A 25,810-nucleotide genomic window follows, 5' to 3' on the forward strand; every position below is an offset into this window, starting at 1 on the left:
ACAGCATGCAGGCAAGTGGCTACCCTGCTAGCCTTTCAATCATTCGTGAAAAATCATGCAACTTGCCCGATTATTCCGACACTAACCAACATCACTTACTAAGGAACGTAGGAAATGGAGTCAGCCAAAGAGCAACAGGGCCGCATTCTGCTGGTCGACGATGAGTCCGCCATCCTGCGTACATTCCGCTACTGCCTCGAAGATGAGGGTTACACCGTTGCGACGGCCAACAGCGCCGCGCAGGCCGAGGCTTTGTTGCAACGCCAAGTATTTGATTTGTGTTTTCTGGACTTACGCCTGGGTGAGGACAACGGCCTGGATGTGCTGGCCCAGATGCGGGTTCAAGCGCCGTGGATGCGCGTGGTAATCGTCACCGCGCATTCCGCTGTAGACACCGCCGTCGACGCGATTCAGGCAGGCGCGGCGGACTATCTGGTTAAACCGTGCAGCCCGGATCAACTGCGGCTGGCCACGGCCAAGCAACTTGAAGTGCGTCAGCTATCGGCACGCCTGGAGGCGCTGGAAGGGGAAGTGCGCAAGCCTAAAGACGGCTTGGACTCCCACAGTCCGGCAATGATGGTCGTGCTGGAAACAGCGCGGCAGGTCGCCAGCACCGACGCCAATATCCTGATTCTGGGTGAGTCGGGTACGGGTAAAGGTGAACTGGCTCGCGCCATTCACGGCTGGAGCAAACGGGCGAAGAAGTCCTGCGTCACCATTAATTGCCCGTCGCTGACGGCCGAACTGATGGAAAGCGAATTGTTCGGCCACACCAAAGGCGCGTTCACCGGCGCCAGCGAAAGCACCTTGGGCCGCGTCAATCAGGCAGACGGCGGTACATTGTTCCTGGATGAAATCGGTGACTTCCCGCTGGCGTTGCAGCCAAAACTGCTTCGTTTCATTCAGGACAAAGAATATGAGCGCGTCGGCGACCCGGTTACACGGCGTGCCGATGTGCGCATTCTGGCGGCCACCAACCTCAACCTTGAAGACATGGTGCGCGAGGGCCGTTTCCGGGAGGACTTGCTCTACCGCTTGAATGTCATCACTTTGCATTTGCCGCCTTTACGCGAGCGCAGCGAAGACATTCTGACCCTGGCCGACCGTTTTCTGGCACGTTTCGTCAAAGAGTATGCACGGCCCGCACGGGGCTTCAGCGAGGAGGCGCGTCAGGCGCTGGCCAATTACCGATGGCCAGGCAATATTCGCGAATTGCGCAACGTGGTCGAACGCGCCAGCATCATTTGCCCACAAGAAGTGGTTGAAGTGAGTCACTTGGGCATGGCCGAGCAAACCACACCCAACGCCCCACGTATCGGAGCTGCCTTAAGCCTCGACCAGTTGGAAAAAGCGCACATCGGCGCTGTTCTGGCGACCAGTGACACCCTCGATCAAGCGGCCAAAACCCTCGGTATCGATGCATCTACGTTGTACCGCAAACGCAAGCAGTACAACCTGTGAGTACTCTTCGATGAAACTCGCGATCAAGCTACGAACACGGTTGTTTTTGAGTATTTCTGCGCTGATTACTGTGGCGCTGATGGGGTTGGTGCTCGGGGTGTTCGGCGTGATGCAAATGGCTAAAACCCAGGAAGCGTTGATCCGCAATAACTTCATCACCCTGGACCTGGGTCTCAAGCTTCGCCAGACCCTGGGCGATCAACTGATCCTGATGCTGCATAACGAGCCCGATACGCCAGCGCTTAAAGCCTCGTCCGAGCAGTACATGAAACTGCTCAATGAGGGCATTGAGCACGAGCGTAAACATGACTTGCCCAGCGGGTTTGCCAAAGCCCGGGCAGATTATGAAAGCTTCATGCAAGCCTTTAACCAGCCGCATCACAAGGGCATAAGCCTGAGCAACGACAATGAACTCACTCAGCGCTTCAATGCCCTGCGCAACGGCCTGATTGACGAGCACCGCAAAGCGCTGGAAACGATCAATACCGCCCAGGCGCAGGCACGGGATCGGGCGATGGTGATAGCGACTGTACTCGGACTGGTTGGTATCGCCGTGCTGATAATCGGCTTCATTACTGCCCATGGCATCGCCCGTCGGTTTGGGGCGCCTATTGAGGCCTTGGCCAAAGCGGCCGACAACATCGGCAAAGGCAATTTCGAGGTGGTCTTACCGCTCTCATCTGCCACCGAGATGAACCTGCTGACACGTCGCTTCGGGATTATGGCGGAGGCTTTGCGCCAGCATCAGGCAACCAACGTTGATGAACTGCTGGCAGGCCAGCAACGTTTGCAAGCCGTGCTCGACAGCATTGACGACGGGTTATTGATGATCGATCAGGAAGGTCGCCTGGAACACTTGAACCCGGTCGCGCAGCGCCAATTAGGTTGGGACGAGGGGCGATTGGGCCAGCGACTGGGCGAAGCACTGAGCCGGCCGGAGCTGGATCAGCAATTGCTCACAGTGCTGCGCGGGGGCAGTCTGGAACGCTTGCCCGAAGACCTGAGCGTCGACATTGAAGGCGAAACACGCCTGCTGACGTACAGCCTGACCCCGGTAAGCCAGCCCAATGGACCAATTCTGGGTGCGGTGATGGTGCTGCATGATGTCACCGAGCAGCGGGCGTTTGAGCGCGTTCGCAGTGAGTTTATCCTGCGGGCCTCGCACGAGTTGCGCACACCGGTGACCGGCATGCACATGGCCTTTGGCCTGTTTCTGGAGCGGGCGCACTTCGGTCCCCAATCGCGAGAAGCCGATTTGCTCAATACGGTGAATGAAGAAATGCAGCGGTTGATGCAGCTCATCAATGACTTGCTGAACTTCTCTCGCTACCAGAACGGCATGCAAAAACTGACATTGGCCCCCTGCGATCTGCACGAGATGCTCGATCAAGCGCATGCGCGCTTTGATGATCGGGCGGCGGCCAAAGATGTCGAGATCCTGATTGACCTGCAAACGCCGCTGCCGCGCCTGAATGCCGATCAGGCCCAACTGGAGCGCGTGCTGGACAACTTGTTGGACAACGCCTTACGCCATACCACCATCGGCGGTCAGATCCGACTGCAAGCGCGACGCCATGGCGAACGGGTAATTATCAGCGTAGAGGACAATGGCGAAGGCATCGCGTACAGCCAGCAAGGCCGTATTTTTGAGCCTTTCGTACAAGTAGGGCGCAAGAAAGGCGGCGCCGGGCTGGGGTTGGCGTTGTGCAAGGAAATTGTGCAATTGCACGGCGGGCGAATCGGCGTTTACTCTCGCCCCGGCCAGGGTACGCAGTTCTATATGGCCCTACCTATATAGGCGCCGCTCACACGTCATGTGCACGGCGCGGGTCATGCCGATGATGTGCGGTACTACGCCACTGCTGGCCGTGTAATCCAATGCATCAATGAACACCTTATCGATGCAAGGTGCGCAGGTACACCAGACTGCTTTAGCCGGTGCCAAAGTCATCCACCAAATCGAATGTTGAGATCAGCTGATGGTTGATACAGCATCTTGAAGCCAAACCCTGTTCCTGAGGCTATTTGGTGGTGTTCAGCACATTCAAAATAGCTGCTGTTTCTGCGTCCGGAGTGCCATCAAAGCGGGTGGGCCGGAAGCGCATCTGGAACGCTGCCAGAACGTGCCGCGTGGCGACGTCCAGCTCTCCGGTTTGCGGGGTTTCGTAACCGAATAAGGCCAATTGCTGTTGAAACCAGGTAATGCTCGGCAGTTGCCGCGCATACACGGCCTGAGCGCGAGCCACTGCCTGGGCATTAGGCCAAACGCCAAAGCCTGCCTCTGCCAAACGTTTCCACGGGAACAACGGCCCGGGATCGAGCTTGCGCGTCGGTGCGATATCACTGTGGCCAATGATGTTTTGCGGGTCGATCTTGTAACGCGTGGAAATGTCTTTGAGCAGAGCGATCAGGGTTTGGATCTGACCTTCGGTATACGGGTACCAGACGCGGCCTTGAGGCGTGTCACGGAAGCCTTTGTTGACGATTTCAATGCCGATGGAACTTGAGTTCAGCCAGGTGCGGCCTTTCCATTGGCTTTCGCCGGCGTGCCAGGCGCGCTGGTTTTCATCCACCAGCTTGTAAAGGGTCGGCGGGGTGTCGCCTATCAGGTAATGGCTGCTCACAGGACCATGGGTGAGCAACTCTAGCGAGCGCTCCAGCGAGGTGGATGTGTAATGCAGCACGATGAACTGCACACGGCTGTCGTAGTTGACCGACGGATGATTGGTGTCCATGCGTGGCCCGCTGGCACAACCGGCCAGCAGCAGGGCAGACAAGATCAGGGTGATAAATTTCATGGCTTGAGCTTTAACGTTAGAGGCAGACAGGCAACAGCATAACGTAAGGCTGGCGTTTAACCCTGTTCAATGGTGTTGCGACCCGCCGCCTTGGCCCGGTAAAGCGCTTCGTCTGCACGTTTAAGGACTTGGTCACTGCGTTCGCCGGGCTTAAATGCGGCCAAACCGATTGAAACCGTGACGGTCACGGGCTCACCCTTAAAGTGAAACGGGCATGCCTCGATTGCAGCACGTAACTTGTTGGCCAGTTGCACCCCCACAGCCAGGGCCGTAGCGGGCATCAACAGGACGAATTCCTCACCCCCAAAGCGGGCAATAAAGTCGTTGGGGCGCAAGCGTTTACGCAATTGCGTGGCGATGATCTTCAAAACCTTGTCGCCCGCCAAATGACCATAGCCATCGTTGATGCGCTTAAAGTGGTCCAGATCGAGCATAGCCACCAGCAGCATGTTGCCGTGCTGTTGCCATTGTTCTACCTCGTGGGCCAGTCGCTCGCCCCACGCCGCCCGGTTGGGCAAGCCGGTCAAAGGATCGATCAGGGCCTTTTGGCGCTGCTCTTCAAGGTGCTCGCGGTAGCCTTGGGCTTCTTGTTCCATATGCGCTACACGCTCAGCCAGGCCTTGCAGGTGGGCAGCCACTTCCTGCTCACGGGCATCGCGCTGTTGCTGATGCTGGTCCATAGTGCCCAGCAACCCTTCCAACCGGCTTTCAAGGATGTGTTTAAGGCTGTTCAGGTCCGCGGCGTCTTGCACGCTGTTCTGCAGATCGTCAACGTGCTCACGCAGTTGGGTGTGCATGTCATCCGCTGCGGTACGCCCCTCAGCATGGCCTTCGCTGGCGGCTTGAAGGTTGCCCTGAAAGGACTCGAGTCGCTCGTTCAATTGCTTGAGATAGGCTTCGAACTCATGCTGACCGCTGTCCGTAATGGCCAGCATCAAAACCGCAAGATCGTCGAGGATGGGCAGCAATTCGTACCAGTTCAACCCTTTTTCGAGACGGCTGCGCATGGCTTCAGCTTGCGGCCGATGATGTTCGGGCAACGAAAGATCATTCAACAGGCCCAGCAATGTTGATTCAATGTGTGTCGCGACCGAGCTGTAGGAGGGCTCAGGGGTGTCGGGCAGCGCGTAAACCGGGTCTTCTTCAGGGCTTGCCTGCTCAAGCGCGTCAGGTTCAGGTTCGAGGGCCGGGGATGCTGGAGTGGGTGGTGTCTGCGCCTGGACAAGCTCGGCTTCAGCCTGGGCGACCACCGACTCCAGCGCGCCGCTCGACGCCTCATCTGCTTCGGTTGCGATCGCTTCGGGCACCTCGGCACCTGCAACGTGTGCGACAGGCTCAAGCGGTGGCAGCGACAGGATTTCGGCTTCAATGGCCGAGGGCTGGGGTTGCTCGGGTGCCTGCTCCGGCACGTTGGCTACTTCAACCTCGTGATGTGGTGCAGGTGCAGGCTCGCCAGCAGGCGCAGAGTGCAATGGAACGGGTTCTGCACTGAGAAGCTCCGGGGCGGCGCTAATTGGCTGAGGGCCGGGCGTTTCAGGCTCAGGTGCAGTCTTTTCAGCCTCGGCGCTGCCAAACAAACGTTGCAGCAAGCCCGGTTTCGGCGGCTCTGCATCGTTCAATTGAGGCGCTAGCGCCTGCCCCTGCAAAGCACTCAACTCACCCAAAAGCAGCGGGATCTCACGCGCCTGAGTCACGCGGCTGTCGAGTTGCTTGGCAAAGGTCTTAAGGGGCTTTCTGACGTCCTTGGGCAAGGGCAGCGCCTGCAACTGATTCACCAGCGTGTTGAGCGCAGTACTGATCTGTTCGACCCGGGTTTCCCGGCGCTGCTCAGAGTCGAGCACGGCTTTTTCAAGGCGAGGCATAAGGGCCGCCAGCGCGGCGTCCATTTCGTCCGTGCGCACCGCCTCGCGCATCTCTTTCATGCACTGATCGACTGTACGATCAGAACCTTCGGCGGCCAACGTACTGCGCACCAGCCCACGGCGCAGCAAGTCGAGGCGTGCATTCCAGCGACGCTCGAGTTTTTCTTGTTGTTCGATACTTTTAAGGTACTTCTCTTTCCAGCGCTTGGCGTCGTCGGCGGTCATGCAGGGGGCTCACTGGCGGGGGAACTCAACGCGGGCAGTGAGTCGACACCCACCGAGCCGGGCAAACGTATTTCAACCGCGACCGGTAAATGGTCTGAAATGGGCTGGTCCAGCACCTGAACCCGCTCCAGGGTCAAGGTTGGACTGAGCAAAATATGATCAAGACAACGCTGGGGACGCCAGCTGGGGAAGGTGGCCTCCATTTGCGGGGCCAGCAATCCTAAATCGCGCAATGGCGACGTGTGCAACAGATCACTGGCATGGGTGTTCATGTCACCCATCAATATCTGGTGTTGATAATCGCCAATCAGCTCGCGCACATACGCCAGTTGCAGGGTGCGGGTTTTGGTACCCAACGCCAGGTGCATCATGACGACGACCAGAGCGTCCGCCCCTTCACCGAAACGCACGAGGATCGCGCCTCGACCCGCAGGGCCGGGCAAGGGATGGTCTTCAATCGCAGTAGGACGCAAGCGGCTGAGCACCCCGTTGCTGTGCTGGGCCAGGCGACCGAGATTGCGATTGAGTTGTTGATACCAGTAAGGAAATTCGCCCTGTTGGGCCAGATACTTGACCTGATTGATGTAGCCGGAACGGTGGCTGCCACCGTCCGCCTCTTGCAGCGCAACCAGATCAAAGTCGCTCAATACGTTGCCGATTCTGTCCAGGTTGCCTGTGCGCCCCTTGTGCGGCAGCACGTGCTGCCAACTGCGGGTCAGGTAATGACGATAACCCTGAGTGCTGTTGCCGACCTGAATATTGAAGCTGAGCAAACGCAAACGACGATCGTCCGGCAACCCGCGGGCTGCCAGATGGTCTTCATTGACCTGCGGTTCATGCAGGCCAACGATGCGTTCTTTTTTCCAGCGCCGCACGAGCAAGGCGCTCCTTACTGCTCAACCTTGTTCGCACGCTCTTTGGCAATCAACTGATCTGCAACGTTCAAGGTTTTCTCAGGGCCGCCTGTAGTACCGAGGTCAAAACGGTACTTGCCGTTGACGACCATGGTTGGAACACCGGTGATTTCGTACTTTTTGGCAAGTTCTTTCGCTTTGACGATCTGGCCCTTGATGGCGAACGAATTGAACGTCGCCAGGAACTTGTCTTTGTCTACCCCTTGAGTGGCCAAGAAATCAGCCATGTCAGCAGGATCGGTCAGGCGCTTGCCTTCTTTTTGGATAGCCTCGAACACCGCATTGTGCACTTTATGCTCAACACCCATGGCTTCAAGGGTCAGGAACAGTTGCCCGTGAGCATCCCATGGGCCGCCGAACATGGCAGGAATACGCACAAAATTCACATCCGCAGGCAGCTTCTCGACCCATGGGTTAACCACTGGCTCAAACGCGTAGCAATGCGGGCAGCCGTACCAGAACAACTCAACAACTTCGATCTTGCCAGGCTTAGCGACCGGAACAGCATTAGCCAGCTCGATGTAGGTTTTACCCGCTTCAAGCGGCACATCGGCGGCTTGGGCTGACATGCCAAACAGGCTGGCACTGACGAGAGCGGCGCTGAGGATCAGATTACGCATGCTTTACTCCTGGACAAATAAGGTCGCTGTCACGTGACCTGTATTCAGACAGGCCCGTGCAGTCTTGAGTTCGGTAGTGTAACGGCAGATGCCATAAAAAAGGGCAGCCTACGCTGCCCTTTTAAACTCACACTCAAGGATTAAACGATCGTTAACATTGCCATTGCTTCTGCGCTGGCTGCCCGACCCTAGAAACCTTAGTGCAGACCTTGAATGTAGCTGGCAAGGGCCTTGATGTCCTTGTTGCTCAGCTTGGCCGCAATACTGCGCATGACCATGGTGTCGCCGTCGTTTGTACGTTCACCTTCACGGAAATTGGTCAGTTGCTTCTCAATATAGTCCGCGTGCTGGCCGCCCAGATGCGGGAAGCCGGCAGGCGCGTTGCCCTGACCGTCAGGCGAGTGGCAGCCGGTGCAGGAAGGCAAGCCTTTCTCAATATCCCCACCACGGAACAGTGCCTGACCGCGTTCGACCAAAGCAGGATCGGCAGCGCCCACCGTGTTCTTCTGGCTGGAGTAGTACGCGGCGATGTCCGCAAGATCCTGATCACTCAGGTTGGTCAGCAAGCCGGTCATTTCCAGCACCGTGCGCTTGCCATCCTTGATTTCGTGCAACTGCTTGAGCAGGTATTTGTCACCTTGCCCGGCCAGTTTCGGGAAGTTTGGCGCCATGCTATTGCCGTCGGGACCGTGACAAGCGCCACATACAGCGGTTTTTGCCTGACCGGCAGCAGCATCGCCCACAAGAGCAGTGCCTGCAGCCTGGGCAACACCGGTGACGCCCAAGGTCAACAGCAGACTCACGAGTAATTTGTTCATCAGCTAATCCAACTACGGCTAAGGGTTAAAGAGTTATGGGCCGGGTTCACTCATTCATCACACGATGATCATTACGGTAAACCTCGACACTGCAGTCCATGCACAAACCACGCGGCGGCATCGCCTTGAAACCCTGGGTCACGTGCTGCACCAGCGCTTCCATACCCTTTTTCTTTCTAGTCTCAGGCTTTCCGACGACCGGTTTCGGTTCGGTTGGCGCGGGCCAGAACGTCAGGTAATACAAACGCGGTTGTACACGGCTTCCGGATCCTGTGTAGCCTGAGCGCTATTCGCGGCATCAAGACACCGACAGCCAGCAGTCATAAAACGACCTTTCAGGGTTGGGAGCTTGCTGCGTTCTAATGCGCAACCTAGGTCAATCGCTCCCGTGTACTTCATCCTACGCTGGGACAAAGCGCACACAAAATCTGCGGCATTATATACTGGCGTCACTGAAACGGAAACGACACTGCTCGCCGCGTCCATTCCTGACGCCGCTCACATCGGAAATCCCATGCAACTCAAGAACCCCATTCTCGGTCTGTGCCAACAGGCTAAATTCATGCTTAGCGCCGCCAAAGTCGATCAATGCCCTGACGACGAAGGCTTTGAAGTCGCATTTGCCGGGCGTTCCAACGCCGGTAAATCCAGCGCCCTGAACACCCTGACACACGCCAGCCTGGCACGCACCTCAAAAACCCCAGGCCGTACGCAACTGCTGAACTTCTTCCAGCTCGACGAAGAACGCCGCCTGGTTGACTTGCCGGGTTACGGCTACGCCAAAGTGCCAATCCCGTTGAAACTCCACTGGCAGCGCCACCTGGAAGCCTATCTGGGGAGCCGTGAGAGCCTGAAAGGTTTGATTTTGATGATGGATATCCGTCATCCCATGACCGACTTCGACAAGTTGATGCTCGACTGGGCCGTTCACAGCGGCATGCCGATGCACATCTTGTTGACTAAAGCCGACAAGCTGACGTTTGGTGCCGCCAAGGGTGAACTGCTCAAAGTTCAGTCGCAAATCCGTAAAGGCTGGGGCGACGCAGTCACTATCCAAATGTTCTCCGCCCCCAAGCGCATGGGCCTGGAAGAAGCCTACACGGTGCTTGCGAACTGGATGGAACTGCCCAATAAAGGCGAAGAGGAAGCAGGCGAGTAACAAATCGCAGGCAAAAAAAACCCCGGACTTCGTATGGGGAGGGGGAAGTTCGGGGTTCAAGTACTGAACCGCTAGGGCGGGGTTCAGAATTCTGCCAACACTTAACACAACATTAGGAGCATTGAAGGGCTTCACCACCCATTCAACAGATCTGAGTGGTGAAGAAGGATTTAGTTCCAGATGCCTAAAAACTCTTTGATCTAAGCAAATACCCTTCAGCACTAATGGCAAATTGCCTGCGACGATGAGTCGCAGGCAATCCGGCAAATTAGTGCGCCTCATCCCAGTTATTGCCTACGCCCACTTCCACCACCAGTGGCACGTCAAGCTCCGCTGCTTGGCTCATATGGACACGGACCTCGTCGCGCACTTGATCCACCAAGTCTTCGCGCACTTCAAGCACCAATTCATCGTGCACTTGCAAGATGACGCGCGCATCAAGGCCCGAGGCGCTCAACCAATTATCCACCGCCACCATGGCTTTCTTGATGATGTCAGCCGCCGTGCCTTGCATCGGTGCGTTGATCGCGGTGCGCTCGGCGCCTTTACGCAAGGCCGGGTTCTTCGCATTGATCTCGGGCAGGTAGAGGCGACGGCCGAAGATCGTTTCGACATACCCTTGCTCAGCCGCCTGGGTGCGGGTGCGCTCCATGTAATCAAGCACGCCCGGGTAGCGTGCGAAATAACGGTCGATGTACGCCTGCGACTGCTTGCGGTCGACCCCGATTTGCTTGGCCAGACCGAAAGCGCTCATGCCGTAGATCAAACCGAAGTTGATCGCCTTGGCGCTGCGTCGCTGGTCCGTGGTGACATCGCTCAGTTCAACCCCGAACACTTCCGCCGCGGTCGCACTGTGTACATCCAGGTTATTGCGGAAGGCATGCAGCAACCCTTCATCCTTGGCCAAGTGCGCCATGATCCTCAGCTCGATTTGCGAGTAGTCCGCCGCTAGCAACTTGTAGCCTTGTGGGGCAACGAATGCCTGACGAATCCGACGGCCTTCGGCAGTACGAATCGGAATGTTCTGCAGGTTTGGATCACTGGAGGACAAACGGCCTGTCGCCGTGACTGCCTGATGGTAGGAGGTGTGAATCCGCCCCGTCCGCGGGTTGATCTGTTCAGGCAGGCGATCGGTGTAGGTGCTTTTGAGCTTGCTCATCGAACGGTACTGCATCAGCACTTTCGGCAACGGGAAATCTTGTTCGGCCAGTTCAGCCAGAACAGCCTCAGCGGTTGAAGGCTGGCCTTTGGCCGTCTTGCTGATGATGGGCAGGCCCAACTTCTCGTACAGGATCACGCCCAGCTGCTTAGGGGAACTGAGATTGAATTCTTCGCCCGCAATCTCAAACGCCTGGCGTTCAAGCGCAACCATTTTGTCGCCCAGTTCAACGCTCTGTACGCCCAGCAGCTTGGCATCCACCAAGGCACCCTGACGTTCAATACGCGCCAGTACGGGCACCAGCGGCATCTCAATGTCGGTAAGCACACGGTTAAGGCTCGGAATCGCCAGCAGCTTTTCGTGCAACACATTGTGCAGACGCAACGTGATGTCTGCGTCTTCAGCAGCGTAGGGGCCGGCCTGTTCCAGCGAGATCTGGTCAAACGTCAGCTGCTTGGCGCCTTTGCCGGCAATGTCCTGAAAACTCGTGGTGCTGTGCCCCAGATACTTGAGCGCGAGGCTGTCCATGTCATGACGCGTGGCTGTGGAGTCGAGCACGTAAGACTCCAGCATGGTGTCGAAGGCAATACCTTGCACCACAATCCCGCACGCCTGATCGCCGCCAATTGCACAGTTGGCCAGAATGTTCATATCAAACTTGGCGTGTTGGCCGACTTTGGCTTTGCTCGGGTCTTCGAGCAGCGGTTTGAGCGCACGCAGTACAGTGTCACGGTCCAGTTGCTCAGGCACGCCCATGTAGGAGTGCGTCAGTGGAATGTAGGCCGCCTCTCCAGGCTTGACTGCGAACGACAACCCCACAAGCTGCGCTTGCTGAGCATCCAGACCCGTGGTTTCGGTATCGAAAGCGATCAGCTTGGCGTCCTGCAGCTTTTTCAGCCACACATCAAACCTGGCCTGATCAAGGATGGTTTCGTACTGCACTTCGCTGTCAGTACTCGTCATCGGCTCTTCATGAACAATCACTTGGCCCGCGCGTTTGGCTTCTCGCTCGACTTCAGCGATCCAGCTTTTGAACTCCAGTTCGGTGTACAACTCGATCAGCTTGTCGCAGTCGGGCGCTTTGAGGTGCAAGTCCTCAAGGCCGATATCCAGCGGCACATCAATTTTGATCGTGGCCAGCTGATACGACAAAAATGCCATTTCCCGGTGTTCTTCCAGCTTCGCGGGCAGGTTTTTAGCCCCGCGAATCGGTAGCGTCGGAACGATGTCGAGTTTTTCATACAAGTCGACCAGACCGCCGCCCACACCCACCAGCAAGCCAGAAGCCGTCTTGGGGCCAATGCCCGGAACGCCAGGAATGTTGTCGGAGGAGTCGCCCATCAGCGCCAAGTAATCAATGATCTGCTCGGGCGTCACGCCAAACTTCTCTTTGACCCCTTCAACGTCCAGCACACTGCCGGTCATGGTGTTGACCAGGGTGATGTGACCGTCGACCAGTTGCGCCATGTCTTTGTCGCCGGTGGAGATCACCACCGGGCGGTCTGCCGCGGCGCTGCTGCGCGCCAGCGTGCCGATCACGTCGTCGGCCTCGACGCCTTCCACACACAACAGCGGGAAGCCCAGCGCGATCACGCTCGCATGCAAGGGCTCGATTTGCACGCGCATGTCATCGGGCATGCTCGGCCGATTAGCTTTGTATTCGGCGTACATGTCATCGCGAAATGTCCCGCCCTTGGCATCGAAAACAACCGCGAACGGGCTGTCCGGGTACTGCTTGCGCAGGCTTTTCAGCATGTTCAACACGCCTTTCACGGCACCTGTCGGCAGGCCCTTGGACGTGGTCAGCGGTGGCAAGGCGTGGAAAGCGCGGTACAGATATGAAGAACCGTCCACCAGGACGAGGGGTGCTTGGCTCATGAGCAGGATCAACCTTTTCGGCGAGTCCGGCGCTAGAATGTCCGGACCAATGACGACAAAGGGACAAGGTTATCATGCGCACACTTAATCGCCTGTTGCTCACCAGCTTGATTGCAGCCATTCCGCTGGTAACCTTCGCGGCAGATGAAGCACCTTCCGCCGATCCGGAAGTCACCATTCGCACGGAAGGCGATAAAACCATCCAGGAGTACCGTCAAAACGGCTTCCTGTACGCCATCAAGGTCACCCCAAAAGGGGGCAAACCGTACTTTCTGGTACGCGCTGATGGTTCAGATGGCAATTACATCCGTTCCGACCAGCCGGATATGCTGATTCCATCGTGGAAGATTTTCGAATGGAAATAGCGTCTTAACTTTAATCGGCGCCGCGCCGTCGCGGCGCCCGTACTGGCAGTTTTAACCATGTCTGTTTTCACGCAACTGGCTCGTCCCGAGCTGGAAACTTTTCTTGCGCCTTATGGGCTCGGCCGTTTGCTCGACTTCCAGGGGATTGCCGCGGGTAGCGAAAACACCAACTACTTCATCAGCCTGGAGAAGGGCGAATACGTTCTGACTCTGGTTGAGCGTGGTCCCATCTACGAAATGCCATTCTTCATTGAATTGCTGGACGTGCTGCACGACGCCGACTTGCCGGTGCCCTATGCCTTGCGCACGCTGGATGGCCAAGCCTTACGTGAACTCAAAGGCAAACCCGCGCTGTTGCAACCGCGTCTGGCGGGCAAACACATTCGCGAAGCCAATGCTCAACACTGTGCGCAGGTGGGCGAACTGCTCGGTCATTTGCATGTGGCAACCCGCGGCAAGGTGCTTGAGCGCAAGACGGACCGTGGCCTGGACTGGATGCTGGCCGAAGGCCCCGCGCTGAAAAAAGACCTGACGCCTGATGCAGCCCGCTTGCTACAACTGGCACTGGATGAAATCAGCGAGCGCAAGGCACAGATTCTGGCGCTGCCACGGGCCAACTTGCACGGCGACCTGTTCCGCGACAACGCAATGTTCGAAGGCACGCACCTGACCGGGCTGATCGACTTCTACAACGCCTGCTCCGGGCCGATGCTGTACGACGTGGCCATTGCACTGAACGACTGGTGCGCAGACGACGCTGGCCAAATAGACGCCCCGCGTGCCCGCGCCTTGCTGGGTGCCTATGCAGCGCTGCGGCCGTTTACCGCCAGCGAAGCCGAGCTGTGGCCCACCCTGCTGCGCGTCGCCTGTGTACGCTTCTGGCTGTCGCGCCTGATTGCGGCACAGACATTTGCAGGCCAGGACGTGCTGATTCACGACCCGGCCGAGTTCGAACAACGTCTTGCTGCCCACCAAAAGGTCAGCATCGCCCTACCGTTCGCGCTGTAACCGCGCGGCTTTTGTCATCACTGTCGAGGCAGCGCCTCTTGCCCCGACAGTGGCTACAAAGATCCGTCTTACAAGCTTTCCAGACAGCCCGCCAAGTCGTTGCCCAACGTCTCCAGCAGTTGCTCATACCCTTGAGCCGTCGCCGGCGTGTAGCCGCCCAACGCATCAAGCTCAGCCAACTTGACGGGCATCCCGGCCGTCAGTGTTTCAGCCAGGCGCGGACGCAATGGCGGCTCACTGAACACACAGGTTTTGCCCACTTGCTGCAATCGCTTGCGCATCGCAGCCACATGTTGAGCACCGGGTTGCACTTCCGATGCGACGCTAAAGACACCTGCATGCTTGAGGCCGTAAGCACTTTCGAAGTAGTCGTAGCCTTCATGGAAGACAAAGAACGGCTTGTCGGCGACCCCCGCCAGACGGGCCTTCAGGCGCGCATCCAACGCATCCAGACGTTCGTTGAACGCTTTCAGGTTGCGCCGATATTTCGCCGCATTCGCCGGATCTTTCTCACTCAGGTCAGTCGCCATTTTGGCGGCGATAACCCGCGCATTCGCGGGCGCCAACCACAGGTGGGCATCCAGCGTGCCGGGGCGATGATCATGATCATGCTCGGCAGCATCCTCATCATGGGAGTGACTGTCTTGGGTAAAGTGACGCAGGGTAAGGCCCGGCAAGGTCTGTACAGACACCGACGGCGCTGCACGCCCATTAAGCACCCGCGGCATGAAGCCCTCCATGTCCGGGCCAATCCAGTACAGCAGGTCGGCAGACTGCACACGCCGTACGTCGGATGGACGAAGTGCGAAGCTGTGTGGCGACGCATTGGGCGGCAGCAATACGTCCGGCGTGCCCACACCGTCCTGCACGGCAGCCGCGATCAGTTGCAAGGGTTTGATGCTGGTGAGCACCTTAACGTCCGCCTGAGCCGGGCCGATCACCAGCAAACAGGCACTGAAAGCAATAAAAATCGAAAAAAGACGGGACACGATGAGCACTCGAAGTGGTTGAAACGGGTAACATAATAACGTCTCTCTCAGAAATCGTCGCCGCCCATGCCTATTACACCCCTCGCCAGCCGCCCACATGACCACTCCCATTGCGTCCACAGCGCCCTCAGCGAAGCCGATGCTTTGTGTGCGCAAAAGGGCTTGCGCCTGACCGCATTGCGCAAGCGTGTGCTGGAGCTGGTATGGCAGAGCCACAAGCCGCTGGGCGCGTACGACATTCTGGCCGTACTCAGCGAGCAAGACGGACGCCGCGCTGCGCCGCCTACTGTGTACCGGGCACTCGACTTTCTGTTGGAAAACGGCCTGGTGCATCGCATCTCGTCACTCAACGCCTTTATCGGATGCAGCCACCCCGAGCACCCGCATCAGGGCCAGTTCCTGATTTGCCGCACCTGCCACGCAGCCATTGAGCTGGAGCAAAAATCCATCAGCGATGCGATTATCAGCAGCGCGCAGGATGTCGGCTTTACTGTCGAAGGCCAGACTGTTGAAGTGGTCGGGCTGTGCGCAGGTTGCCGGGAGGCTTGATGAGCGCTGCATTGATTCGCCTTGAACACGTCACCGTGACCTATTCCGGGCAAAACGTGCTCGACAATATCGAACTGAGCGTCGAACCCGGGCAAATTGTGACCCTGATCGGCCCGAATGGCGCGGGTAAAACTACATTGGTCAAAGCGGTGCTCGGGCTGATCAAACCGACGAACGGCAGTGTTTGGCGCAAGCCCAAGCTGCGTGTGGGGTATATGCCGCAAAAATTGCACGTCGACCCGACGCTGCCCCTCTCGGTGCTGCGCTTTTTGCGGCTGGTGCCGGGCGTTGATCGCGCTCAGGCACTGCAAGCCTTGAAAGAAGTAGGCGCCGAAAAAGTCATCGACAGCCCGGTACAAAGTGTCTCCGGCGGCGAAATGCAACGTGTGCTGCTCGCCCGGGCCTTGCTGCGCAAACCTGAACTGCTGGTGCTCGACGAGCCGGTGCAGGGCGTGGACGTGGCGGGTCAGTCCGAGTTGTACGCACTCATTACCCGTTTGCGCGACCGTCACGGCTGCGGCGTGCTCATGGTGTCCCACGACCTGCACTTGGTGATGAGCACCACTGACCAGGTGGTGTGCCTCAACCGTCACGTCTGCTGCTCGGGCCACCCGGAGCAGGTCAGCGGCGACCCCGCATTCGTCGAGCTGTTCGGCAAAAACGCACAAAGCCTGGCGATTTATCACCACCATCACGACCACGCCCATGACTTGCATGGCTCTGTGGTAACCGAAGGCGCTCCAACAGCGCACGCACACGTTCATGGAGAAGGCTGCAAGCATGGCTGATTTTTTGTTTTACGCCCTGCTGGCTGGCTTGGCTTTGGCGGTGGTTGCAGGCCCCCTGGGGTCATTTGTGGTGTGGCGACGCATGGCCTATTTCGGCGATACGTTGTCCCACGCGGCCCTGCTGGGTGTGGCCCTGGGCTTCTTGCTGGACATCAGCCCGGCCATTGCCGTGACGGTCGGCTGCCTGTTGCTGGCCATTCTTCTGGTCACCTTGCAACAACGACAACCGCTGGCTTCAGACACGCTTCTCGGAATTCTCGCACCCAGCACCTTGTCCCTCGGGCTGGTCGTACTAAGCTTCATGCATGAAGTGCGGATTGACCTGATGGCCTACCTGTTCGGTGACCTGCTGGCGATCAGCCCGACAGACCTGATGTGGATTGTGGGAGGCAGCGCTGCGGTGCTGGCGCTATTGGTCGCATTGTGGCGACCGTTACTGGCGATTACAGTGCACGAAGAGCTGGCGATGGTCGAAGGTTTGCCCGTCGCCGCACTGCGCATGACCCTGATGCTGTTGATTGCTGTGGTGATTGCCGTGGCAATGAAGATTGTCGGAGTGCTGTTGATTACATCGCTGCTGATCATCCCGGCGGCAGCGGCTCAGCGCCATGCCCGCTCCCCTGAACAAATGGCCCTTGGCGCGAGTGTGCTGGGGATGATGGCCGTGTGTGGTGGCCTTGCGCTGTCGTGGTTCAAGGACACGCCGGCTGGCCCGTCGATTGTGGTGTGTGCCGCTGCACTGTTTCTGCTGAGTTTTGTTCTGCCCCGTCGAGGGGTGTAGACTTGCTCGTTTTTTGCGCACTTAGAGAGCCGCAGGAATGAAGCTGTTCAACTACCGTTACGTGCTCCTTGCCGCATTTACCGTGCTGCTGGGCGCCTGCCAAAGCACTCCGACTGCCGACCAGCTCGCGCAGCAACAGCGTGCCGCGGCCATCGCTCAACTGGAGCAAAACCTGGCCAGCAGCGAACTTGCGACCGCCGAAGACGAATTGGCGACCCTGCAAGCGCAAACCCCGGACGACCCGCAGTGGGTGCAGTACCAGCGCCAACTGGCTGAGGCCTACCTGCAACGCAGTCAGATCTTCCTGCAAAAGGGCGATGTGAACGCGGCAGCCACCGCGTTGAGCCGTGCTCGCACCCTCATGCCCAAGGCGCCCGCCCTGACTAGCGGCGTCAACAGCGCGATCGCCCATGCGCGCAAAGCCGAGCTGGATAAAGCCGAAGCCGCGCTCAAGGCGGCTGAAGCGCGCCCACCGGCCAAGGTCATCGACCCGGCAGCCGAAAGCACGACTGTTGCGTTGAACATCACCGATATCAAGAAACTTCGCCATCAACTGGACCTGATCGCGCAAGACATCGTCAATTATCAGTGCGCCGTCACGCTGCAAGTGCCGCGCACAGCCGATTACCCATGGCTGGCGACCTTGATCAGCAAGCGGGTTAAAAAACTTGACCCTGAGTTCGACCTCAAGCTTGACCGCCACATCGTGCGCCACGTCCCCGCGCAAATGGTGCTGATTCCAAGCAAGCCTTGATCGACAGGCTACCGACGTAAAAAAACGCGCTTGCAGGTTCTGCAAGCGCGTTTTTTTTTGGCTCACCTTATGCCGGGATTGCTTTGGCCTTCGGCTCACGCGCCCAGACACGATGCTGACCTATGGCAGCAAAGAATGCCTTGAGGTCCTTGGCATCCTTGAGCACCAACAGCCCCTCATCCGCCTGCAAATGCAGCACATCCAGCAACTGCTTGGCTTCGCCGTGCAGCGCAATCGCTTTCAAGTGTTTATAAGCTTCCAGTACGTAATGCAAAGCTACGCCATCGCCGCTGAGCGCTTTGATCGATGCGGCGCCGCCGGGCACATACACGGCGTCGAAAACCACGGAAGGCATGCCTCCCATTGACGCATCCACCGGCAGCACTTTGCCATCAGCTGTCTTCACAGGCGCTGAAGTCGGGCCCAGCAACTTGGCATGCGCGCCTTCCGCCGCCAGCGCCTGCTTAAGTGCATCAATCGCGGCACCATCGACGCCGTTGGCAGCCAAAATCGCCACTTTACGGGTTTTGATATTGCCTGGCAGCAGGTTGGCCTGACTCAGCGCAGGGGACTGGCTGACGCTGGTTTTGCGGGCGTCCACGGTGCCTGCTTTAGGCGCCGGCAGACCAAGGTTTTCGGCCACACGTTTGGCCAGTTCGAGATCGATGTTGGCCAGAATCTCGTTTACCTGACGCGCACGGATATGCTCGCGTTCGACCTTGCCCAACTCAAAGCTATAAGCCGCAATGATGTGTTCTTGCTCGTGTTTACTCATGCTGTGGAAGAACAACCGCGCTTGCGAGAAGTGATCGCTGAACGACTCGCTGCGTTGGCGAATCTTGTTCGCATCGATGCGTTTCGGGTAGCTTTCAAATCCGCCATCGCGCGCAGCTGGCGGGGTTTCTTTCGGCCAGCCGCCATCAATCGAGTTAGGCTCGTAAGACGCCCGACCTGTATGGATGGTGCTGCGGTGCTGTGCGTCACGCTGGTTGTTATGGAACGGCGCTACCGGGCGGTTGATCGGGATTTCATGGAAGTTCGGCCCGCCCAGACGGCTGATCTGCGTATCGGTGTACGAGAACAGTCGGCCTTGCAGCAGCGGGTCGTTGGAGAAATCGATACCAGGCACGATATGGCCCGGGCAGAACGCAACCTGCTCGGTCTCGGCAAAGAAGTTGTCCGGGTTACGGTTAAGCACCATTTTGCCCAGTGGCGTGATAGGCACCAACTCTTCGGGGATCAGTTTGGTCGGGTCAAGGATGTCGAACTCAAACTTATGCTCGTCTTCCTCGGCAATGATTTGAACCCCCAATTCCCACTCAGGGTAATCGCCCACTTCAATCGCTTCCCACAGATCGCGGCGATGGAAATCGGTGTCTTTACCGGCGAGCTTTTGTGCTTCGTCCCACACCAGTGAGCAGGTGCCTGCACTTGGGCGCCAATGGAATTTAACGAAATTGGATTTACCCTCGGCATTGACCAGCCTGAAGGTATGCACGCCGAAGCCCTGCATGCTGCGCAGGCTTTTCGGAATGGCCCGATCTGACATGGCCCAAATGACCATGTGCGCCGATTCGGGCACCAGCGAAACGAAATCCCAGAACGTGTCGTGGGCTGAGCCGCCTGTAGGAATTTCGTTATGCGGCTCAGGTTTTACCGCATGTACAAAGTCAGGAAACTTGATGGCGTCCTGAATGAAAAAAACTGGCATGTTATTGCCGACCAGATCGAAGTTGCCTTCGTCGGTGAAAAATTTAACCGCAAACCCGCGTACGTCGCGCACGGTATCGCCCGAGCCGCGCGGACCTTGCACAGTGGAAAAGCGCACAAATACCGGGGTTTTCTTGCTCGGGTCCTGCAGGAAGCCAGCCTTGGTCAAGGCGCTATGGGCTTCGTATGTCTGAAAGTAGCCATGGGCGCCAGTGCCACGGGCGTGGACGATGCGCTCTGGAATGCGTTCATGGTCAAAGTGCGTGATCTTCTCGCGCATGATGAAGTCTTCAAGCAACGAAGGGCCTCTGGCGCCAACTTTCAGTGTGTTTTGATTGTCTGCAATCTTCACCCCTTGATTGGTGCGCAATGCCTGATCGGTGGCGTCATCGCGATAGCTTTCCAGGCTTTCAAGTTTGACGTTCGTGTTGCCACGATCCAAGGTGTCGGTGCCGGCCATCTGGCTCTTGTTCGAAGACGGTTTTTTGGTACTCATCAGACGTCACTCCTTGTTGGCAAAAGCCCCACGGGCCGGGCTTTGTGGACAAATCTCCCAAAATGGGATGTGAGTTGCTCTAGTACTGACTTGTACCCTTTGGCGACGTTCCTTTTTTCTGACCTTTGATCGTCTTATTGCCAAATCAAAGGATGGAGCGCAAATAAATGCTAAGAACCTCTATACGGACAGGCTAAAATGCGCGCCCGGCTAACCGCTGATCTTATTTTTTCGCGCCCCACAAGGTTCGCTACGTGATTGAGTTCCATAACGTTCATAAAACTTACCGGGTCGCCGGTAAGGACATTCCCGCGCTGCACTCCACCAGTTTGCGTGTCGAGAGCGGTCAGGTATTTGGTCTGATTGGCCATTCCGGTGCGGGTAAAAGTACATTGCTGCGCCTGATCAACCGCCTCGAAACACCGAGCGGCGGGCAGATCATCGTCGACAACGAAGACGTCACGGCGATGGATGGCAACGACCTGCGCCGTTTCCGTCAACAAGTCGGCATGATCTTTCAGCACTTCAACCTGCTGGCCTCCAAGACAGTGGCTGACAACGTTGCGCTGCCCCTGACGCTGGCCGGTGAATTATCCCGCAGCGAAATCGACAAACGTGTCGCTGAACTGCTGGCACGGGTGGGCTTGTCCGACCACGCCAAAAAGTACCCCGCACAACTGTCGGGCGGGCAAAAACAGCGCGTGGGCATCGCCCGTGCCTTGTCCACCCAGCCCAAAGTGTTGCTGTGCGACGAGGCCACCAGCGCCCTCGACCCACAAACCACCGCTTCGGTGTTGCAGTTGCTGGCCGAAATCAACCGCGAGTTGAAGCTGACCATCGTGCTGATCACCCATGAAATGGACGTCATCCGTCGCGTGTGTGACGTGGTCGCGGTCATGGATGCAGGCAAAATCGTCGAGCAAGGCCCCGTGGCCGATGTGTTCCTGCACCCCAAGCACCCGACGACCAAGCGTTTTGTGCAGGAAGACGAGCAGATCGATGAAAGCGAACAACGTGACGACTTCGCTCACGTGCCAGGCCGCATCGTGCGTCTGACCTTTCAGGGCGAAGCCACCTACGCGCCGTTGCTGGGCACTATTGCCCGTGAAACGGGTGTGGACTACAGCATCCTGGCCGGTCGCATTGACCGCATCAAAGACACCCCTTATGGGCAACTGACCCTCGCCATCACCGGTGGCGACATGGACGCTGCTTTCGCGCGCTTCACCGCCGCAGACGTACATATGGAGGTGCTGCGCTAATGGAAACCCTCTTGAGCTTCTTTTCCAACATCGACTGGTACGAAATCTGGCTGGCCACGGGCGACACCCTGATCATGCTCGGCGGTTCGCTGCTGTTTACGGTGTTGCTCGGCTTGCCGCTGGGCATCCTGCTGTTCCTGTGCAGCCCGCGCCAACTGCTGGAACAGAAAACCCTGTATTCGGCCCTGTCGTTCGTGGTGAACATTCTGCGTTCGCTGCCCTTCATCATCCTGCTGGTTGTGATGATCCCGTTCACGGTCTTGATTACCGGTACCTCGCTGGGTGTCGCCGGTGCGATTCCGCCGTTGGTCGTGGGGGCCACGCCGTTCTTTGCGCGCCTGGTCGAAACAGCGTTTCGAGAAGTGGACCGCGGCATCATCGAAGCCACTCAGGCAATGGGCGCCAATACGCGTCAGATCATTACCAGTGCGTTGTTGCCTGAAGCCCGTCCCGGCATATTTGCTGCGATAACGGTGACAGCCATTACGCTGGTGGGCTACACCGCCATGGCAGGCGTCGTCGGCGCGGGTGGTCTGGGCGACCTGGCCATCCGCTTTGGTTACCAGCGCTTCCAGCCCGACGTGATGATCGTGACAGTGGTGCTGTTGCTGATTCTGGTGCAAATTCTGCAAACCGTTGGCGATCGGCTGGTGGTGCACTTTTCGCGCAAGTGAGCGCGACCCCTCGTTAATAAACGTAACCGCCAGCCTCCGGGCTGGCAGGCGCCTGAAGTCAGGTGTTCACAAGGAGTTGCTGGATGAAGAAGTTATTTGCTGCGGTAGCCGCTGTTGCGGCGTTTTCAGCCCACGCGGGCGATCTGACGGTGGCGGCCACGCCTGTGCCGCACGCCGAAATCCTTGAGTTCGTGAAGCCAGAATTGGCCAAACAAGGCGTTAATCTCAAGGTCAAGGTGTTCACCGACTACATTCAGCCAAACGTGCAAGTCGCCGAAAAGCGCCTGGATGCCAACTTCTTCCAGCACCAGCCTTACCTGGATGAGTTCAACAAGGCCAAGGGGACAAACCTGGTCAACGTGGCCAGCGTTCACCTTGAGCCGCTGGGCGCTTACTCTTCCAAGTACAAAACGCTTGATGAACTGCCCGAGGGCGCGACCGTGATCATCCCCAACGACGCCACCAACGGCGGTCGTGCATTGTTGCTGCTGGACAAGGCGGGCTTGATCAAGCTCAAGGACTCAAACAACATTCTCTCGACGCCTAAAGACGTTGTGGAGAACAAAAAGGGCCTGAAATTCCGTGAACTGGAAGCTGCCACCATCCCGCGTGTGCTGACCCAGGTCGATATGGCACTGATCAACACCAACTACGCGCTGGAAGCCAAGTTGAACCCGGAAAAAGACGCACTGGTGATCGAAGGCAGCGACTCGCCTTACGTGAACATTCTGGTAGCTCGCCCGGACGACAAAGATTCGGACGACATGAAGAAACTGGTTGCCGCGCTGCACAAACCTGAAGTGAAAGCGTTCATCAACGAGAAGTACAAAGGCGCCATCGTTCCGGCGTTCTAATGCCTCTGCCCCTCGCCTGATCGCTGCCGCAGGCTACGAGCTTTGATCTGCAAGCTCGCAGCCTGTGCCGGCAGCAACTGCTTACCCTTACTTCCTTTCGACCAAACCCGGTAACTGGGCAACCATTTTCTGGTTGTTGAACGGTGCGCGGATAAACCCCCGCTGAGTGCCGTCCGGGCCAATCAGCGCCAGATTGCCACTGTGGTCGACCGTGTAATTGGGTTTGCTGGTGTCTGCCGGGATGAACGGAATGCTCACCGCATTGGCCAAGGTTTGCAGCTCTTCAATGGACGCAGGCGTCAGGCCCACGAACTGCGGATCGAAGTAACCCAGGTATTGCTTGAGCTGCTGCGGGGTGTCGCGATGCGGGTCGACGCTGACCAGTACGATTTGCAGTTTGTCCTGCACGGCTTTCGGTAACTCGCTTTTGATCTGACGCAGCTGGGCCAAGGTGGTCGGGCAGATATCCGGGCAAAAGGTGTAACCGAAGAACAACACGCTCCACGTGCCTTTCAGTTCGTTCATTTGCACCGGCTGACCGTCCTGGTTGGTCATCTTGATCGCCGGCAACGGACGGCTCTGCGGCAGCAGAATGATGCCCGCATCGATCAGCGCCGTATTGTCGCTCTGGCCTTTGCCGGACATGATTTTGTTAAACGTCAGGCCCATGACCAACGCCACCAGCGCAACGAGGATGTAAACGGTTTTTTGAGTTTTAGTCATAGGTTCAACACTGAGTAATGATCGACAAGCAAGGCGATGAACAACGCGAACAGGTAGTAAATAGAGTACTTGAAGGTGTTGATCGCGGCGTGCGGCAGGGTGCCACGGTACAGCACCCATGCCCAATACAGAAAGCGTGCACCCAACCCCAGGGCACACACCAGGTAGAGCCCGCCGCTCATGCGAATCACAAACGGCAGCAGGCTCACGGCCAGCAGCACACAGGTGTAAAGCAGGATGTGCAACTTGGTGTACTGCTCGCCATGGGTCACGGGCAGCATCGGAATGTCGGCGTTCGCGTATTCGGTTTTGCGATGGATCGCCAGTGCCCAAAAATGCGGCGGGGTCCACGCGAAGATAATCAGCACCAATAACAGCGGTTCGGCAGTCACATGCCCGGTCACGCACACCCAGCCCAGCAGTGGCGGTGCAGCCCCGGCCAGCCCGCCGATCACGATGTTCTGCGGGGTGGCGCGTTTGAGAAAGCCGGTATAAATCACCGCATACCCCAGCAACGATGCCAGCGTCAGCCATGCCGCGAGTGCATTGGTGAACACCCATAACATCCCCAGCCCCGACACTGACAGCAACAGGGCGAACGAAAGCGCAGCACCGGCTGAAACCCGCCCCTCGGCCAGCGGACGTTTCTGGGTGCGCGCCATCAACGCATCAATGCGCCGGTCCACCACATGATTGACCGCCGCCGCCCCGCCAGCGCACAAGCCAATCCCCAGATTGCCAAAGACCAGCACTGTCCACGGCACGCCCGCGCGCGTAGCGAGGAACATGCCCACCAGCGAGGTGATGAGCATCAGCATCACCACCTTGGGTTTGGTCAACTCCAGGTAATCACGCCACAACGCCTGACGCGGCCGTTCGACGATCAAGGTCGCCATGGCAGTTCTCCTTTAAGCAGGATCGGCGCGGGCACGGGTGGTCGAGGGCTGAAACGCCAGCGGGCAAGACGCGGCGCCTGGACCCTGACCAGGGCCGTACGAGCGTGGTAATTGACCAGCACCAGCGTCAACAACAGGACGGCGCCGCCAGCGTTATGTGCCACGGCAACCGCCAGGGGCAAGCCGAACAGCACGTTGCTGACACCCAGACTCAGTTGCAGGCCAAGCGCCAGCATCAGTAACCCCGCCAGCCGCGTCATGCCCACCCGACGCAGTTGCCAGGCCAGCCCCAGCAACACAACCGTGAGCACCAACGCCCCCATGCGGTGAGTGAGATGAATCGCCGTGCGCGCGTCGCTGTCCAGCTGGCCGCCCAAATAGTTGGGGCCGATATGTTGCGTCAGATGAAAGCCGTTAGCGAAATCGGCCGGCGGCCACCATTGACCATGGCACGTCGGCAGATCGACACACGCCACGGCGGCGTAATTGGAACTGACCCAGCCACCCAGTGCGATTTGCACAATCGCCAGCACCAGCCCGGCAGTCGCCCACCCCTGTAAACGGCGTGGCACGGCCAGCGCTGGCAGCACGCCTGACAAGCGCAGGGTCAGCAAAAACAACAAGCTCAAGGTCGCAAAACCGCCAAGTAGATGGCCGGTCACCACTTGCGGCCAGAGTTTGAGCGTGACTGTCCACATGCCAAAGGCCGCCTGCGCGAGCACCACCAACAGAATGAACAACGGCAATTTGAGGGGTTGACCGGGCAGTGCACGCTGACGCCAGGCGCGCGCCGCCAACAGCACGATCACCAACGCCAGCGTGCCGGCGAAGTAGCGGTGCACCATCTCGCTCCTGCCTTTTTCGGCATGTACCGGGGTGTCGGGAAAGTGCCGTTCAGCATGGGCCAATTGAGCATCGGTTTTGGGTACGCTGATGAAGCCATAGCAGCCGGGCCAGTCCGGGCAACCCAGCCCGGCATGGGTCAAACGCGTGTAGGCACCCAGTAACACCACCACCAGGGCCAGCAAGGTTGCAAGTAATGCGAGACGAAATCCGGCTTTGGCCAT

The 25,810-nt window shown here is 58.0% G+C and carries 23 protein-coding genes and 1 pseudogene; 12 read left to right on the top strand and 12 right to left on the bottom strand.

Features of this window, described 5'->3' with window-relative positions; genetic code table 11:
• The first annotated feature begins 114 nt into the window (after positions 1-114).
• Positions 115-1,461: a sigma-54-dependent response regulator transcription factor AlgB gene (algB, locus tag CJF39_RS01080; RefSeq protein WP_094991762.1), complete on the top strand. Its 1,347-nt coding sequence runs from the start codon at positions 115-117 to the stop codon at positions 1,459-1,461.
• 10 nt (positions 1,462-1,471) lie between these two features.
• The gene (locus tag CJF39_RS01085; protein WP_094991763.1) at positions 1,472-3,259 is read left to right on the top strand and encodes a KinB sensor domain-containing domain; all 1,788 of its coding nucleotides are present in this window, start codon (positions 1,472-1,474) and stop codon (positions 3,257-3,259) included.
• A 223-nt stretch (positions 3,260-3,482) separates the two neighbouring features.
• Here the strand turns inward: CJF39_RS01085 and CJF39_RS01090 are convergent, their stop codons facing one another.
• The 6 genes and pseudogenes from CJF39_RS01090 to CJF39_RS01115 all read right to left on the bottom strand — a co-directional run bounded on the left by CJF39_RS01090 (position 3,483) and on the right by CJF39_RS01115 (position 8,997).
• Positions 3,483-4,259: an N-acetylmuramoyl-L-alanine amidase gene (locus CJF39_RS01090; RefSeq protein ID WP_094991764.1), complete on the bottom strand. Its 777-nt coding sequence runs from the start codon at positions 4,257-4,259 to the stop codon at positions 3,483-3,485.
• Positions 4,260-4,315: 56 nt separating this feature from the next.
• Positions 4,316-6,346: a GGDEF domain-containing protein gene (locus CJF39_RS01095; RefSeq protein ID WP_094991765.1), complete on the bottom strand. Its 2,031-nt coding sequence runs from the start codon at positions 6,344-6,346 to the stop codon at positions 4,316-4,318.
• A complete protein-coding gene (locus CJF39_RS01100) occupies positions 6,343-7,221 on the bottom strand; it encodes an endonuclease/exonuclease/phosphatase family protein (RefSeq protein WP_094991766.1) in 879 nt (292 codons plus the stop codon). Before CJF39_RS01100 ends, CJF39_RS01095 begins: the two co-directional genes overlap by 4 nt.
• Before the next feature lie 14 nt (positions 7,222-7,235).
• Positions 7,236-7,880, bottom strand: coding sequence for a thiol:disulfide interchange protein DsbA (gene dsbA, locus CJF39_RS01105; protein ID WP_094991767.1), 645 nt, complete (start codon positions 7,878-7,880; stop codon positions 7,236-7,238).
• Between the two features lie 197 nt (positions 7,881-8,077).
• Positions 8,078-8,698 (bottom strand): c-type cytochrome, encoded by a 621-nt coding sequence (locus CJF39_RS01110; protein ID WP_094991768.1) that lies wholly within the window; start codon positions 8,696-8,698, stop codon positions 8,078-8,080.
• Between the two features lie 46 nt (positions 8,699-8,744).
• Positions 8,745-8,997: pseudogene (locus tag CJF39_RS01115) on the bottom strand (c-type cytochrome).
• Between the two features lie 215 nt (positions 8,998-9,212).
• Here CJF39_RS01115 and yihA point away from each other — a divergent pair.
• Positions 9,213-9,857: a ribosome biogenesis GTP-binding protein YihA/YsxC gene (gene yihA, locus CJF39_RS01120; protein ID WP_094991769.1), complete on the top strand. Its 645-nt coding sequence runs from the start codon at positions 9,213-9,215 to the stop codon at positions 9,855-9,857.
• 268 nt (positions 9,858-10,125) lie between these two features.
• Here the strand turns inward: yihA and polA are convergent, their stop codons facing one another.
• Positions 10,126-12,894, bottom strand: coding sequence for a DNA polymerase I (gene polA / locus CJF39_RS01125; protein WP_094991770.1), 2,769 nt, complete (start codon positions 12,892-12,894; stop codon positions 10,126-10,128).
• Positions 12,895-12,968: 74 nt separating this feature from the next.
• Between polA and CJF39_RS01130 the strand changes: the two genes are divergently transcribed.
• Together CJF39_RS01130 and CJF39_RS01135 are read left to right on the top strand one after the other, a co-directional pair.
• Positions 12,969-13,259: a DUF2782 domain-containing protein gene (locus CJF39_RS01130; RefSeq protein WP_094991771.1), complete on the top strand. Its 291-nt coding sequence runs from the start codon at positions 12,969-12,971 to the stop codon at positions 13,257-13,259.
• 57 nt (positions 13,260-13,316) lie between these two features.
• On the top strand, positions 13,317-14,267 hold the full coding sequence (locus tag CJF39_RS01135; RefSeq protein WP_094991772.1) for a homoserine kinase: 951 nt from the start codon (positions 13,317-13,319) through the stop codon (positions 14,265-14,267).
• Between the two features lie 68 nt (positions 14,268-14,335).
• Here the strand turns inward: CJF39_RS01135 and CJF39_RS01140 are convergent, their stop codons facing one another.
• Entirely contained in the window at positions 14,336-15,256 is a 921-nt protein-coding gene (locus CJF39_RS01140) for a zinc ABC transporter substrate-binding protein ZnuA (protein WP_094991886.1), read from the bottom strand.
• Between the two features lie 66 nt (positions 15,257-15,322).
• Between CJF39_RS01140 and CJF39_RS01145 the strand changes: the two genes are divergently transcribed.
• From CJF39_RS01145 to CJF39_RS01160, 4 genes are read left to right on the top strand one after another with little or no spacing between them, the layout of a single operon-like run.
• A complete protein-coding gene (locus CJF39_RS01145; RefSeq protein WP_094991773.1) occupies positions 15,323-15,805 on the top strand; it encodes a Fur family transcriptional regulator in 483 nt (160 codons plus the stop codon).
• Positions 15,805-16,593, top strand: coding sequence for a zinc ABC transporter ATP-binding protein ZnuC (znuC, locus tag CJF39_RS01150; protein WP_094991774.1), 789 nt, complete (start codon positions 15,805-15,807; stop codon positions 16,591-16,593). Before CJF39_RS01145 ends, znuC begins: the two co-directional genes overlap by 1 nt.
• On the top strand, positions 16,586-17,374 hold the full coding sequence (gene znuB / locus CJF39_RS01155; RefSeq protein WP_094991775.1) for a zinc ABC transporter permease subunit ZnuB: 789 nt from the start codon (positions 16,586-16,588) through the stop codon (positions 17,372-17,374). The genes znuC and znuB overlap by 8 nt, the downstream gene beginning before the upstream one ends.
• Before the next feature lie 37 nt (positions 17,375-17,411).
• Complete coding sequence (locus tag CJF39_RS01160) at positions 17,412-18,128, top strand: PA5502 family lipoprotein (RefSeq protein WP_094991776.1); 717 nt, start codon at positions 17,412-17,414, stop codon at positions 18,126-18,128.
• Between the two features lie 67 nt (positions 18,129-18,195).
• Here the strand turns inward: CJF39_RS01160 and katE are convergent, their stop codons facing one another.
• Positions 18,196-20,334 carry a catalase HPII gene (katE, locus tag CJF39_RS01165; RefSeq protein WP_094991777.1) on the bottom strand — a complete coding sequence of 713 codons (2,139 nt, stop codon included), beginning with the start codon at positions 20,332-20,334 and terminating at the stop codon, positions 18,196-18,198.
• A gap of 254 nt (positions 20,335-20,588) precedes the next feature.
• Between katE and CJF39_RS01170 the strand changes: the two genes are divergently transcribed.
• From CJF39_RS01170 to CJF39_RS01180, 3 genes are all read left to right on the top strand, one after another.
• On the top strand, positions 20,589-21,596 hold the full coding sequence (locus tag CJF39_RS01170) for a methionine ABC transporter ATP-binding protein (protein ID WP_094991778.1): 1,008 nt from the start codon (positions 20,589-20,591) through the stop codon (positions 21,594-21,596).
• Entirely contained in the window at positions 21,596-22,270 is a 675-nt protein-coding gene (locus CJF39_RS01175; RefSeq protein ID WP_094991779.1) for a methionine ABC transporter permease, read from the top strand. The genes CJF39_RS01170 and CJF39_RS01175 overlap by 1 nt, the downstream gene beginning before the upstream one ends.
• 83 nt (positions 22,271-22,353) lie before the next feature.
• Complete coding sequence (locus CJF39_RS01180) at positions 22,354-23,124, top strand: MetQ/NlpA family ABC transporter substrate-binding protein (RefSeq protein ID WP_094991780.1); 771 nt, start codon at positions 22,354-22,356, stop codon at positions 23,122-23,124.
• 87 nt (positions 23,125-23,211) lie between these two features.
• On the opposite strand, the gene CJF39_RS01185 is transcribed toward CJF39_RS01180, so the two are convergent.
• From CJF39_RS01185 to CJF39_RS01195, 3 genes are read right to left on the bottom strand one after another with little or no spacing between them, the layout of a single operon-like run.
• Positions 23,212-23,847 carry an SCO family protein gene (locus CJF39_RS01185; RefSeq protein WP_094991781.1) on the bottom strand — a complete coding sequence of 212 codons (636 nt, stop codon included), beginning with the start codon at positions 23,845-23,847 and terminating at the stop codon, positions 23,212-23,214.
• Positions 23,844-24,743, bottom strand: a complete 900-nt coding sequence (gene cyoE / locus CJF39_RS01190; RefSeq protein WP_094991782.1) for a heme o synthase — start codon at positions 24,741-24,743, stop codon at positions 23,844-23,846. Before cyoE ends, CJF39_RS01185 begins: the two co-directional genes overlap by 4 nt.
• Entirely contained in the window at positions 24,731-25,810 is a 1,080-nt protein-coding gene (locus tag CJF39_RS01195) for a COX15/CtaA family protein (protein ID WP_094991783.1), read from the bottom strand. The genes cyoE and CJF39_RS01195 overlap by 13 nt, the downstream gene beginning before the upstream one ends.

Source organism: Pseudomonas lundensis (assembly GCF_002269125.1).
Taxonomy (GTDB): domain Bacteria; phylum Pseudomonadota; class Gammaproteobacteria; order Pseudomonadales; family Pseudomonadaceae; genus Aquipseudomonas; species Aquipseudomonas lundensis_A.

What these genes read in the sequence shown, in the direction of transcription:
- algB (WP_094991762.1), top strand. Translation starts at nt 115, where the DNA reads ATGGAGTCAGCCAAAGAGCAACAGGGCCGCATTCTGCTGGTCGACGAT.
- CJF39_RS01085 (WP_094991763.1), top strand. Translation starts at nt 1,472, where the DNA reads ATGAAACTCGCGATCAAGCTACGAACACGGTTGTTTTTGAGTATTTCT.
- CJF39_RS01090 (WP_094991764.1), bottom strand. Translation starts at nt 4,259, where the DNA reads ATGAAATTTATCACCCTGATCTTGTCTGCCCTGCTGCTGGCCGGTTGT.
- CJF39_RS01095 (WP_094991765.1), bottom strand. Translation starts at nt 6,346, where the DNA reads ATGACCGCCGACGACGCCAAGCGCTGGAAAGAGAAGTACCTTAAAAGT.
- dsbA (WP_094991767.1), bottom strand. Translation starts at nt 7,880, where the DNA reads ATGCGTAATCTGATCCTCAGCGCCGCTCTCGTCAGTGCCAGCCTGTTT.
- CJF39_RS01110 (WP_094991768.1), bottom strand. Translation starts at nt 8,698, where the DNA reads ATGAACAAATTACTCGTGAGTCTGCTGTTGACCTTGGGCGTCACCGGT.
- yihA (WP_094991769.1), top strand. Translation starts at nt 9,213, where the DNA reads ATGCAACTCAAGAACCCCATTCTCGGTCTGTGCCAACAGGCTAAATTC.
- polA (WP_094991770.1), bottom strand. Translation starts at nt 12,894, where the DNA reads ATGAGCCAAGCACCCCTCGTCCTGGTGGACGGTTCTTCATATCTGTAC.
- CJF39_RS01130 (WP_094991771.1), top strand. Translation starts at nt 12,969, where the DNA reads ATGCGCACACTTAATCGCCTGTTGCTCACCAGCTTGATTGCAGCCATT.
- CJF39_RS01135 (WP_094991772.1), top strand. Translation starts at nt 13,317, where the DNA reads ATGTCTGTTTTCACGCAACTGGCTCGTCCCGAGCTGGAAACTTTTCTT.
- CJF39_RS01145 (WP_094991773.1), top strand. Translation starts at nt 15,323, where the DNA reads ATGCCTATTACACCCCTCGCCAGCCGCCCACATGACCACTCCCATTGC.
- znuC (WP_094991774.1), top strand. Translation starts at nt 15,805, where the DNA reads ATGAGCGCTGCATTGATTCGCCTTGAACACGTCACCGTGACCTATTCC.
- znuB (WP_094991775.1), top strand. Translation starts at nt 16,586, where the DNA reads ATGGCTGATTTTTTGTTTTACGCCCTGCTGGCTGGCTTGGCTTTGGCG.
- CJF39_RS01160 (WP_094991776.1), top strand. Translation starts at nt 17,412, where the DNA reads ATGAAGCTGTTCAACTACCGTTACGTGCTCCTTGCCGCATTTACCGTG.
- katE (WP_094991777.1), bottom strand. Translation starts at nt 20,334, where the DNA reads ATGAGTACCAAAAAACCGTCTTCGAACAAGAGCCAGATGGCCGGCACC.
- CJF39_RS01175 (WP_094991779.1), top strand. Translation starts at nt 21,596, where the DNA reads ATGGAAACCCTCTTGAGCTTCTTTTCCAACATCGACTGGTACGAAATC.
- CJF39_RS01180 (WP_094991780.1), top strand. Translation starts at nt 22,354, where the DNA reads ATGAAGAAGTTATTTGCTGCGGTAGCCGCTGTTGCGGCGTTTTCAGCC.
- CJF39_RS01185 (WP_094991781.1), bottom strand. Translation starts at nt 23,847, where the DNA reads ATGACTAAAACTCAAAAAACCGTTTACATCCTCGTTGCGCTGGTGGCG.
- cyoE (WP_094991782.1), bottom strand. Translation starts at nt 24,743, where the DNA reads ATGGCGACCTTGATCGTCGAACGGCCGCGTCAGGCGTTGTGGCGTGAT.
- CJF39_RS01195 (WP_094991783.1), bottom strand. Translation starts at nt 25,810, where the DNA reads ATGGCCAAAGCCGGATTTCGTCTCGCATTACTTGCAACCTTGCTGGCC.